This is a genomic window from Providencia sp. AGC89 (assembly GCF_053543535.1).
Genome location: NZ_JBIXLP010000080.1, coordinates 1 through 11,456 on the forward strand (window position 1 = coordinate 1; position 11,456 = coordinate 11,456).

17 protein-coding genes are annotated in these 11,456 nt (G+C 39.3%); 1 reads left to right on the top strand and 16 read right to left on the bottom strand.

What is annotated here, in order from left to right; all coding sequences use genetic code 11:
* The 16 genes from ACIPUA_RS17440 to ACIPUA_RS17515 form a co-directional block, all read right to left on the bottom strand.
* Positions 1 to 743: LPD29 domain-containing protein (locus tag ACIPUA_RS17440; RefSeq protein ID WP_449059910.1), on the bottom strand; the 743-nt coding region annotated here is incomplete at its 3' end.
* Positions 744 to 819: 76 nt separating this feature from the next.
* Positions 820 to 1,299 (bottom strand): antirestriction protein, encoded by a 480-nt coding sequence (locus ACIPUA_RS17445; RefSeq protein WP_449059911.1) that lies wholly within the window; start codon positions 1,297 to 1,299, stop codon positions 820 to 822.
* 463 nt (positions 1,300 to 1,762) lie between these two features.
* Positions 1,763 to 2,572, bottom strand: a complete 810-nt coding sequence (locus tag ACIPUA_RS17450; protein WP_449059912.1) for an N-6 DNA methylase — start codon at positions 2,570 to 2,572, stop codon at positions 1,763 to 1,765.
* Between the two features lie 45 nt (positions 2,573 to 2,617).
* Positions 2,618 to 2,860 carry a hypothetical protein gene (locus ACIPUA_RS17455; RefSeq protein WP_449059913.1) on the bottom strand — a complete coding sequence of 81 codons (243 nt, stop codon included), beginning with the start codon at positions 2,858 to 2,860 and terminating at the stop codon, positions 2,618 to 2,620.
* An 89-nt stretch (positions 2,861 to 2,949) separates the two neighbouring features.
* Positions 2,950 to 3,288 carry a hypothetical protein gene (locus ACIPUA_RS17460; RefSeq protein ID WP_449059914.1) on the bottom strand — a complete coding sequence of 113 codons (339 nt, stop codon included), beginning with the start codon at positions 3,286 to 3,288 and terminating at the stop codon, positions 2,950 to 2,952.
* A gap of 10 nt (positions 3,289 to 3,298) precedes the next feature.
* Complete coding sequence (locus tag ACIPUA_RS17465) at positions 3,299 to 3,661, bottom strand: hypothetical protein (protein WP_449059915.1); 363 nt, start codon at positions 3,659 to 3,661, stop codon at positions 3,299 to 3,301.
* Positions 3,662 to 3,718: 57 nt separating this feature from the next.
* Positions 3,719 to 4,030 carry a hypothetical protein gene (locus ACIPUA_RS17470; RefSeq protein ID WP_449059916.1) on the bottom strand — a complete coding sequence of 104 codons (312 nt, stop codon included), beginning with the start codon at positions 4,028 to 4,030 and terminating at the stop codon, positions 3,719 to 3,721.
* A 737-nt stretch (positions 4,031 to 4,767) separates the two neighbouring features.
* A complete protein-coding gene (locus ACIPUA_RS17475; RefSeq protein WP_449059917.1) occupies positions 4,768 to 4,965 on the bottom strand; it encodes a hypothetical protein in 198 nt (65 codons plus the stop codon).
* A 166-nt stretch (positions 4,966 to 5,131) separates the two neighbouring features.
* Positions 5,132 to 5,383 carry a hypothetical protein gene (locus ACIPUA_RS17480; protein WP_449059918.1) on the bottom strand — a complete coding sequence of 84 codons (252 nt, stop codon included), beginning with the start codon at positions 5,381 to 5,383 and terminating at the stop codon, positions 5,132 to 5,134.
* A 247-nt stretch (positions 5,384 to 5,630) separates the two neighbouring features.
* On the bottom strand, positions 5,631 to 5,906 hold the full coding sequence (locus ACIPUA_RS17485; RefSeq protein ID WP_371007701.1) for a helix-turn-helix domain-containing protein: 276 nt from the start codon (positions 5,904 to 5,906) through the stop codon (positions 5,631 to 5,633).
* Complete coding sequence (locus ACIPUA_RS17490) at positions 5,890 to 6,216, bottom strand: type II toxin-antitoxin system RelE/ParE family toxin (protein WP_449059919.1); 327 nt, start codon at positions 6,214 to 6,216, stop codon at positions 5,890 to 5,892. The genes ACIPUA_RS17485 and ACIPUA_RS17490 overlap by 17 nt, the downstream gene beginning before the upstream one ends.
* A 230-nt stretch (positions 6,217 to 6,446) precedes the next feature.
* Positions 6,447 to 7,715 carry a translesion error-prone DNA polymerase V subunit UmuC gene (gene umuC, locus ACIPUA_RS17495; RefSeq protein WP_449059920.1) on the bottom strand — a complete coding sequence of 423 codons (1,269 nt, stop codon included), beginning with the start codon at positions 7,713 to 7,715 and terminating at the stop codon, positions 6,447 to 6,449.
* Between the two features lie 5 nt (positions 7,716 to 7,720).
* Complete coding sequence (gene umuD, locus ACIPUA_RS17500; protein WP_449059921.1) at positions 7,721 to 8,104, bottom strand: translesion error-prone DNA polymerase V autoproteolytic subunit; 384 nt, start codon at positions 8,102 to 8,104, stop codon at positions 7,721 to 7,723.
* Between the two features lie 86 nt (positions 8,105 to 8,190).
* Positions 8,191 to 9,498, bottom strand: a complete 1,308-nt coding sequence (locus ACIPUA_RS17505) for a DUF1173 family protein (RefSeq protein ID WP_449059922.1) — start codon at positions 9,496 to 9,498, stop codon at positions 8,191 to 8,193.
* 363 nt (positions 9,499 to 9,861) lie between these two features.
* A complete protein-coding gene (locus ACIPUA_RS17510; RefSeq protein ID WP_449059923.1) occupies positions 9,862 to 10,251 on the bottom strand; it encodes a plasmid partitioning/stability family protein in 390 nt (129 codons plus the stop codon).
* 2 nt (positions 10,252 to 10,253) lie between these two features.
* A complete protein-coding gene (locus ACIPUA_RS17515) occupies positions 10,254 to 10,481 on the bottom strand; it encodes a hypothetical protein (RefSeq protein WP_449059924.1) in 228 nt (75 codons plus the stop codon).
* A 33-nt stretch (positions 10,482 to 10,514) separates the two neighbouring features.
* Between ACIPUA_RS17515 and ACIPUA_RS17520 the strand changes: the two genes are divergently transcribed.
* Positions 10,515 to 11,423 carry an IS481 family transposase gene (locus ACIPUA_RS17520; protein WP_394350850.1) on the top strand — a complete coding sequence of 303 codons (909 nt, stop codon included), beginning with the start codon at positions 10,515 to 10,517 and terminating at the stop codon, positions 11,421 to 11,423.
* Positions 11,424 to 11,456 lie beyond the last annotated feature (33 nt).

Sequence of the window (11,456 nt, forward strand, 5' to 3'; positions counted from 1 at the left end):
GTATCAAACTCATATGACTCGCCATATTTATCAATCAATGATTTGATAGCCAATGCGATTATTTCATCACTATAATCCCGATGTGTAAAAACATAATCAGCACCACCATAAACTACATTAAAAGGTGATGTCTCACTATAATGATAATCGGTATAACTATCAAAACGCGATGTTTCATATTTATTGATTATAGATTCGACTTCCTCCACTGTTGGACCATCTGACCATGAAACATGGTAAGTACTGTAGTATTGTTTACGAACTGAAAATTTTGTTTTTGGAAAATGTTTTTTTAACTCAGCACGGATATTTTTACCGACTATTTTGACTTTCTTATCTGAATTAGAGGTTATCTGTGTTAAGTGCGAATATTCTTTGTTGCTTTTTTGGAATTCGACACCTTGTTTAAATTCATTTATCTTTCGTTCTTCTTCGGCTTTCTCGGCTTGTTCATGTGCCTCAGCTTTTTCAATTAATGATTTAATGGTTTCTTGATCAACCGTTTCATTTTCAATTTTCCATTGTACGCCGTGTAAAATACTTTCCGGCAAACGATTTGATTTATTTCCATTAAAGAATACGATATCAAATTCTGCATTGCCCCCTGTGACCATAACATTATACATATTCTTTATGCTTTGTGGTTTTTGCTCACCATGAATATTAACAATAACCCCCTTACCGAGATTATATAAATTAGTGTAAACCACTTGACCAACCGATAATAATGTTTGCTGTTCCATATTCGTTTACCTTTTTCTGATTTATTGATTGATGATGTTCAATGAAGCGCAAGCCTGAGACTTGCGCGGGATAGTGTTAATCAATGGCGTTTAATATTTTGGTTTGTGATTCAGGGGATAATGTGAAAATAAAATCCCGTAATTGATGAAAATAAGCAGAAATACGCTCACAATCTTCGTGATGCTCTTTTTCATAGGTCACAAATGAAAAATGACTTAACATCATTAAAGTGACAATAATCCCCGCTTCTTGGGCACTTACATCGTCCATAAATCCATTCGGTGAAGTGAGCATATAGCCTTTTGTTGGTTGCAGATAAAAACCGCCATTCGACAATTGAAAAAAATCCCAATAGCCGCCGTTATAGGCTACGGCGTTCCGTGTCATCCAGTTATAGATTGCATTTTCAAAGGCAATACAGTACCGCCCTAATTTTGAAGGTAAAAATTTTAAACGAGCTTGAGCATTCTTCACCTCAATAGCCGTGATGACGATTTCGTATTTTCCATTTCTTTCGTTAGATTCTTGAGCTGCAAGGTTTTGTTGTTGAGACATTTTTGATTCTCCTGTTCAGTTATGATTTCTTTCGTTGAGTTCCTTCGCTGCGAAAGCCGGTCATAAATGAAGTGAGGAGTGAATCAAGGGCCCACATTAAATTTTTGGGTAAACGAAGTGGCCAATAAATTTCAGGTGGGTGCATTTTACCCTTGATGAGTGACGAGCTGAGTTTATGTTTAAGGCTTAGCGGAGGGACTTAACGGAAGACTAACTGTGAAGGTGAAAATGGATCAACCCGACTTGCGGCGAGAGAATCGAACCGCAAGGCGTCCTTTGAGCTTAACAACGTTAAGCGGTTTATCAGGGGCAGCTCCCGCAGGGAGCTTGCATCCCTGTCCTTTGCGCCACGCGTCAGCGTAAAAAGGCGCAGGGATTGTCTTTGTCGGATTGAGCCTGGCTCGATGCCAGGATTAAGCCGATGCGCAAATAGGGGAGTAAATCCCCTTGAAAATAACGTGAATTAGGCAGTGAGAAAGGATTTAAAGCGAAATGAGTTTAACATGAGCATCGGGGTATATAGTGTTTGTCGGACTTCCAACGTTAAGCTGTTACCGATATTCACAATCGCAGGTATCCCCAATAATGCCAGTTGGACATAACACATTCGGGCGGCAACTTCATCAATATCGGTACACACCGCAATCATTTGTGTTTGTGGGTTATAGCCTTGCTGTAACACAGAATTAGCACAGGCAATTACCATTCCGCCTGCGCCACACGTAGGCTCGCACACGCTGATATAGCCATTTTGTTCAATTATCGTGCTGCAATCACCGATGATGAGATTTGCCATTAACTGGCTTATATGAAATGGGGTAAAAAATTGCCCCCATGCCCCTTCACCTAACTCAAGGGACATAAACACCGCACCTAAAAAATCGGTGGCTTGCTGGTCTAAGGCGTTAACACAAAGGGCTAATAGTTTCGCAAACGCATCCAAATCAGCTCTTTCATAACGCGCAATCACGTTAAAGTAAGTTTGTTCCAACTCAGGACACTGTTTCACGCTGTTTTCTAATGAAATCGCGGCAACATGAATAAAATCCCGATACACGTCTAAGCGGCTGTGATAACGTGCTGTTTGATTAAATAATTGAATAAATTCTTTGTGAAAATCGCGCTTTGATTTAGCGTTAACTATGGTTATGTTTGCTTTCTCGACTTTTTTGTCTGTCTTTGTGTCTATCTTACTGGGCACACCTGAGATAATAGGATGGGCTACTTTCGCTGGTTGGCTTAAATCCACATCAAAAAAACTTAATTGTGACATATCGACACTCCAAAACTGCCCCTAAAAAGGGGCAGTGAATTTAACTTAAATATAGGCTTTACGCAGTTCTAGACAGCGCAGCAATTGACCTAACGAATGATTATTCATTGCAGGTATACGAATGGGCTGTTTACGTTTATGTTGTTTGTCGATATGTCGCGCCATTGACCTATAGCAGGGATCAATTTCACTTATTGCAATATCCTTGCGCACTAACCGACGTTTAGACATGGCGGGTATTTCAGGCTTTACAGTTTTAGTACGGTATGCCATGATGTTTGTATTCATTGGATTATCTCCTTTGAGATTATGGTTAGCCTTGAGTTTCTCGCTAAAGTTCGTCAAGGCTCGGATTAAGCAGGCGCAAGCCTGCTTTTTCATTGTTGCGCCAGCGGTCCAGCACAACGCACACGCGAAACAATTTGCGCGTGAGATAACGTTGATAAATCTCTAAACGTGAAATAACGACTGTCGACTTTGACAAAAATATCAGTCACGTTCCCCATGACCATTTCTTGCAATTTAAATGACTCTGTATTGTTATTACCTTGCCAATCCAACGGTGGCATAATTGCTAATGCATCCATAAAGCGCTCTAAGTTAATTTCTGTGGGAGTGGTTTTAGCGGCTTGTTCGCGTCCTACCCAATACATCATTTCTGCGCTTTTGATTTCTTGAAAATTATCTGTTTCGAACTGCTCTAATGCGTGATACATAGGAAACCTCTTATTGATGATTTAAAAAATGAATATGATTTTGATATTGATTTTCAAGTTCTATGCATAAAGTACGATCTAAGTTATCGAGTGAATCTAAAAGATAATTTCTGATACGCTTCCATACTGCTAGAACTCTTTGGTCTGTTCGTTTATTTATTCTCCAGTGGTGGCTATCCAATTCAGCTTTAGTTTTTGCAAAACTTACAATGGCATTTTTTAGCTTTGTCACCTCCCTTTTGCTTGTTGGCATTTTTCTAAACTTTTTGATTTGTTCGCTTTTTTTTATCAACCGTTCTATTAAACGCTCTTTCTTGTTTTTCCAATTAGTTAGGATTTGTTCGGCTTTATTTACGTTTAACTTAGAATTCATGAAATTCCCCTTCTGTTGTTCCCCACACTATTAATAGTGTGGGGAACTGTATCTTTATTAGTACTCGCCACATCCCATCGGGCAACAATCTCTATCTAAGCCATGCGCACAACACCATGAATCAAATACCATTTCATCCTCGTTTTTAATTTCCTCATGTGGGTTAAAAGGCTCATAACCAAGTTTTTCAGCAATTTTAATAGCTTTTTTAATGTGTCTTTTTGGTAAAGCGTTTATTGCTCTATCTAACAATTGGTTATATCGCTCCTGATACAAAACATCACTTAACCCGCACCCCTTAGACGCTTCTTTATTCACTTGTTCGCATTTCGCTATCCAGCTGTCTTTGTTGAAATTTTTGAGTTTCATATTTTTTTCCTTTTAAAATCATCTTTCTGAAGATTCAGGAGCGGCGGTTTTGACGTTTTCCGAAGACATCCTGGTTTACTTGCAAGTTTTAATACATCTCTCTGTGAGTTCTTTCGCGGCAAGGGCGATGTAGCAAACAAAGGAAAGGTTTTGCAAGGGCGCGAAGCGGCAACGCGAACCCTTGCAAGTTCTTGAGTTTGGGTGCGAAATTAAAGCCCTAGCGGAAGTACTTACAGAGAGATAAAAGACAATAGATAAGGATGAATTCGGCCGACACGCAAAGCGTGGCGTCCTTAACGGCCGTGCGAAGCACGAAATGCCGTGCAGTTAGGTTTCGCTTGCTATCCGAAGGACAGAGACGCTTGCGGCTCTGCGGAAACCCATTCGTAAAACGAATGGCGTTGGAGTGTAACCGTGTTAATGGTGCAATGTAATGCAATAAATCGGCTTTCTGCTCATGCGTCAGTAGGTCTTTCCCCCTTCTTTCGTTAGATTCTGGAGCTGCAAGGTTTTGATGTGATGACATTTTTGAATCCTCCTTTGTATTAATGATTTCTTTCGTCGAGTTCCTCCGCTGCAAAGGCCGTACATAGCCGAGACGAGGAAGGAAGCAAGGGCGGAGACAAAATTGTTGGAAGCGCAGCGACAAGAATTTTGGTGGAGTGCACTTTACGCTTGCTGTATGACGAGACGAGGCTATGTTTTAGGCCAAGCGGAGGTGCTCGATGAAAGATTAATCACACAGGTGATGAAGATGGCAGCACCCGACTTGCAGCGAGAGAAGCGAACGGCAAGTCGCCATTAACGCTTAGCGCAGCTAAGCAGTGAACCAGGGGCGGTCCCGCAGGGAGCTGCACCCCTGCCCTTTGCGCCACGTTGAAAACGGTAAAAGGCGCAGTGGTTGACGTTAAGCCCGTTATCCACATTGTCCACATGAGGTGAACCAGTGAGGACAGCCTTCAAAAGCTGGCCTCACGAAAGTGTACGGGGAACCTGCACCGATTGTGTGTCAAAGTGGGTAACGGGTGTTCGAATTAAGGTTGGCTCAATGCCTGGCTTAATTCGTAGAGGACGCACAAAGGAAAGAAAGCTGAAGGAACATTACGCGCATGGCACTTCGAGCAACGGTCGACTAACACAATAAGCGATATATACAGTTCCTTGTTCATCGGTCGATTTTGCGCAGTCATAACCAAGTTTATGCGCTAGAATGCCTTGATATTGTTGAATAGCCCAATCCGCTTCACCATCATCACTGTAACTATGATCATAATTTCGGACACTCTGACTATTATCAAGTAATGCTGCAATCTTATCGTTATCAAGATTGAGTTCTAAATCTTCGCGCACCATTTGAATGACAGTGGTAACAGCATCCTCGGAAACATGATGCCGGTAAAATATTGACTCTATTTCAATAACATTACCAACAACGAGATTATATTGGTAGTTACACTGACCCGCTAAGTTATATTCATTGCCTTCTATTCCAAAACATAAACACCCCCTTCAAATATGGGGCATACGGGTTTTTGGATGTGACTTCTGTGATTTTTACTGCGCTCGCATGTGTAATGACCATTATTCAAATCCTGCAAAATTAAAGCGAGATTATTGGATTTCGAATACCACAAGCTGCCGCATATTTAATAATATTACGGATACTTGCATTATCAACATTCGACTCCATACGAGTGACAGTAGAGGGATTAACGCCTAACTTTTTAGCTAATTCTGCTTTTGTTAAACCCGCGTTAGTCCGCCATTCTGTTAGCAGAGCTTGAAGTTTTTCTTTCTGTAGTTCTTCTTCATAAGCAGCTCGATATTCAGGGTTTTTCATCCACTCATTGTGTAATTCATTATGCGTTTTCATCATTTAGTATCTCCTGTAACCTTGCTTTTGCGATCTCAAATTCTGTTTTTGGCGTTTTTTGTGATTTTTTTATGAAAATCCGCAACATGTAAATTGTTTTTCCTTTATGATATACCCAAATTCCTCGTGCAATATCATTTCCCATTGTTCTTAGTTCAAATAGCCCATCCCCAAGAGGTTTTGTGTCGGGCTCTCTTAATATATGTGGGTTTAATTCCATTTTTTGCACAATACGGTCATATTTAACTTTTATTTTAATGGGTAAATTGTTGGCTTCTTTTTCTGCTTCTTCGTGGTATTTGACTGTATACATATCCCCTCCCGAAATTGCATCATAATGCAATTTGCAATAAAGTGCAATTCATGAGATATGAAAAAGAGCTTGTTAAGCGGCTGAGAAATACATTTATACAAAATATGGCAAAAACATTTAACGCGGTATTATCCCCATTTTCAGGGGATAACTACATTTATCAATGTGGATAGCGTATGTAATCTTATGATTATTCATTTAAATAATTGGCTGAGTATTTTTTAACCACACTAACACTTCGCAATGGGAATATCAGATAACCGAGTTATCCAGCAAGGCGATAAAAATTGCTGCTTCATTTTCCAGGGCATGGCCTGTGGTTGAATACCTTGGCCTGCAAACCAAATGGAACCTTTATCTCTGTTAATCGAATCAATAGTGCGCATCAACGATGCGCTATTTCGATACGATTGCTGATTATCAAATAAATTAAGCTGAGTGAGCCCTGAAGGTGAAAAATCACTGAGCATTATTCCACTTTTACTGTATTTCACATTGGGTTGCCATAAACGCTCTAGTAATTGCACTGCTGCATTTATTATATCCCTGCTATCTTGAGATGGATAAACTAACGCTTGTGTTTCATTGCCGTGATAATGCGTTTGTTGTGTCGCAAAATAACTACTTTCGATCCACAACGTTACCAAGCGGCAATATTGGTTTTCTTCACGCAGCTTTTCGGCAGCTCGTTCAGCAAAAGCGCAAACTGATTGGCGTAATTCCTCGTAATTCGTTATTTTTTCACCAAAGGATCGCGAACATATTATTTGTTTCTTGGGTGGCGCTATTTCTTCCAGCTGAAGACACGATTCCCCATTCAGTTCCCTTACGGTTCGTTCCAACACGACCGAATGTATTTTACGAGCTTCAGCTGTTGGTAACTGGCTTAACACTAGTGCAGATTTAATCCCCCGCTGTTTTAGTTTTAGCGCTAATTTCCGCCCTATTCCCCATACATCACTAACTGGCGTTAATGCCATGAGTTTCTTTTGTCTAATAGGAGAGCTTAAATCTACAACTCCCTCCGTTTTTTTCCATGTTTTTGCTGCATGGTTTGCTAGTTTTGCGAGTGTTTTTGTTGTCGATATTCCAACCCCCACAGGTAAATGCGCAGACTTTAGAATTTCATTTTTTAATTGATGGCCAAGTTCATGCCAGGAACAAAGAGCATCCATGCCGGTTAAATTGCAAAAACACTCGTCTATACTGTATACCTCCAACTGTGGCACTAAACTAGACGCCACTGTGATAAACCGGTTACTAAAATCTGCGTACAAAGGGTAGTTTGACGAAAAGACAGTGACTTGCTTTTCTTTAATTATCGATTTGATTTCGAAATAAGGTGCGCCCATTCGAATAAACGGTTTAATGGATGCAGAACGCGCAATCACACATCCGTCATTATTTGAAAGGCAAATAATTGGCTTGCCTTTCAAATCGGGCCTGAACACTGTTTCGCAAGAGGTATACATGGAATTGACATCAATAAGTGCAAACATGGTATCTACCGACAAGTATGCACTGCATAGCGAACCACACCAAATATTTGTATATCCATATCTTCCGTAATTAATAGTGGTTCAAATGCTTGGTTGGCAGGAATGAGCGCCCGCACAGGATGTATTTGTAAGTATTTACAAGTGAACTCCCCGTTATACTCTGCGACAACGATATCCCCCTGTTTTGGGGTGAGATGGCTTTCTACTACAAGTAGGTCGCCATCGAGTACCCCTGCTTCTTTCATCGAATTTCCTGATGCACGAAGAAAATAAGTACTTTCAGGATATCGAATTAATTCAGCATCGAGGGATAGCCTGCGCTCAATGTGATCTTGAGCAGGACTGGGAAAACCACAGGCAATCAAACTTTCAAAGATAGGAATTTGCATAGCACACCAATACTGTATATATACACAGTATAAATATACTTTATCTTTTCAAACTATACAAATACCAATCTCTTTTGTTTTAGCCCTTACACTTCACTAATGACTTTGGGTGGTAAATCAGGGATCGTATCTTGCTTTGTTGCATCCCATGACCACCAACCCACTTCACCGTATTGTTCATTGTAGAACTGAATTTTTTCATCTTTTCTTTCAAGATATTGTTCATGGTTCATGCCAAAAACTTCCAACGGAGAATACCCCTCATTTGTATCTGTTAGAATGAAGTCAGGTAATACACCTTCCGATAAGTCATAACGTAGCGGTTTAATGAAGCTTCTTGATTCTTCATAGAGTTTTTCTTCTAAGCGTTCCTCATATGACGAATCAATGGGAATATAACGTTCAGTCACAGCCATTAATTGCATAGATATAACTTCTGCTTTACGTGCGGGTACATTCATTCCCTTTTCAGTACGGTCATAGTTAACTGGCGGCTCAGTTTGGAGCACGGCCACGGTGTTTTTTCCATTTTTCCAATGGGCCAGCTCCCGTGCAAAGCTACGTTGTGTTTGACTGAATACATCCTTACTGATTTCTAATGTAGGAAAACCATAAGGACTAGAAAGCCCTAAAATGCCTTCTTCAATCTGTGTCATTGCTTTTTTATAATTTTTTGGAAGAAGGGAAATAATCACTAAACGCTGTTTATTATCTCGCGCCTTATTTACACGTTCTTTGTTTCTATCTTGCGGCTCCCCTGTCGATGAAGCATTGAGCAACAAAACATCAGAAAGCTTCGTTTTACCGACTTTAATCTCAGTCGCTTGTTTACCTAAGCGACTTGCCAGCCAGCCTGAACGCCGTTTTTTATCAAATGCGGGTCTCCATACATTGATTTGAGCTTTTTCCCACATGTAATGAATTAATCCCAGTAAAGAGATACTGGTTTTTGAGTTCCCTGTTCTTGTTACTGACTTTGATACTTTCTCATCGTCACTTTTCGTCACTGTTTTAGTATCTAAACTGACTTTCAGCTTTATTGAAACTGAATTGTCGCTATGCGTTGTCAAAACATCTGAGTTATAGCCTTTTGCAAGGACAGCATTAGTCCAAGCTGAATAATATCTGCAATCCTGGCTATGCTCACTTCCTGTATGTGGCCACGCAGACAACCAATACTTATCCGTTTTAGTTGAATAAGATACTTTCAAACGGCGTTTTGTAGTGACAGTGTCACGCTTACAGCATAAACACGTCACAAAAACATTATTGTTTCCCCTTGCATCTCTCAATGCTCGATACCAATTGGGGTTACTTTGAATCTGTTCATTTTCCTTGAATACGACTTGATGTTCTAATCCTTGAACATGAACCCAGTAAATTTTGTTATCCATTTGTTGTCCTTATTTTGGGTTTTATAAACCTTGCATTATTGATATTACTATAATGGTATATCAATACTAAAATAATTTATTTTGATATTAAATGAATGCATTTGAATATTACTTTAATATCATTAGGATATTTTAACCATAAGTTATTCATTTCAATTTTGATTGAAAGAACGTTGCAACTTCAACACCTTCTTCTTGTGTCAAACAAGGGATAATCTTAGCGTAACACCACCTAAATAAATCACCCTATCAACTTCTATCTTTTAATCTCAAAAAGAGATTGCTCCAATATTGAAATGACATTAAATGAATATCATTCCAATATTCATTAAATATAATTAAAACAGTTCAACTTCTTACTGCTTAAAGAATATTTTTTAGATTATTCTTTGTTATCTCAAGAGCACTAGGATCAATAGTCTGTGTTTTAATGCCTTCAGAGATAGGTTCAATATTGTTTGAAGTTATTGCTTTAACTACATCCTCAATTTTCGCATAAGATGGCTTCCATCCTGTAGTTTGTGCAACGACATTTATGATCTCGTCGGCGGTTAGATCGTTGGTAAATAGAGCCGCCAACAACGTTGGCAGGCGGCTATCTAATTGATTTAATGCTATACCGGAGATTAGAGCTTCTCGATAAAACTCTCCACGTCGTGAGCGCGGAACGGATTCAATTACATTCAAAGCATGGTTATCTGAGTCATTTTCAGGATGCAGATACAAGGTAAATTTTTTCCGTTCTGTACTCATAATTATTTCCTATTAAATTCTGCTATAGCTTCAACTAAGGCAGTCTGAGGAGAGTCAAGCAATTTAATTTTACTTGCATCGATATGAGCCCATGCTTTGCGAATTGCAGATTCAATTAAAGTCCCCCCTCCGCCAAGGATATAAATCCTATTAACATTCTTAAAGCCGCTTAAGTCGTCTACAACATCGTGGCCAAGTTGGTTTATGAAAGTCTGGACTTCGGTTGACAATTAGTTTTTTCTAATTGTAGCCGGAGGTCAGATATGATGAACATTAAAGCTAAACGAGATATTGCACATAAAACAAAAATCTTAAATCATGCCCGTGAGAGCAAAAATATTGCTAAAACTTGTCGTCATTTTGGGATCAGTAGAGAAACTTTTTATACTTGGAAAAGAGCTTATGAACGAGATGGCGAGAAAGGATTAATCAACAATAAACCCTGCCCTGAAAATCCAACCAGAAGAGTTGCAAAACACATCGAAGAGCTGGTTATTTATCTGCGTACGACTTACCATTTTGGTCCCCAACGTATCGCTTGGTATCTTCTACGGTTTCATAACATCAAAATATCACGCTCTGGCTGCTATTATGTATTGCTCAGAAACAAATTAAACCAACTTCCCCAAAATCAGCGAAGTCGCTCTAAACCACTATTTAAACGTTATCAGAAACAAGTGCCAGGGCACCATGTTCAGGTTGATGTGAAGTTTTTATTTTTTAATACGCCTGATGGACAACGAATTAAACGTTTTCAATATACAGCAATTGATGATGCGACACGGATCAGAGCACTTAAAATTTATGAAAGGCACAATCAGGCTAATGCTATTGATTTTATTAATTATGTTGTAAATAAATTTCCCTTTAGAATCAAAACGATTAGAACGGATAATGGGCACGAATTCCAATCGAAATTTAATTGGCATATTCATGATCTAGGGATGGAGCATGTCTATATTAAGCCAGCTACCCCCAGATTGAATGGGAAAGTAGAGCGTTCTCATTTAACAGATAAACAGGAATTTTATCAATTAATCGATTATAAGGATGATGTCGATTTACACGAAAAATTAGCTGAATGGGAGGCATTTTATAATTGTCATCGCCCCCACTCAGCTCATGCTGGTAAAACACCGTATGAAGTGTTAAAAAATAAGCTTGGTCTTTAAGACTAAACGTCAGCCGAGGTTCTGAGTGACACA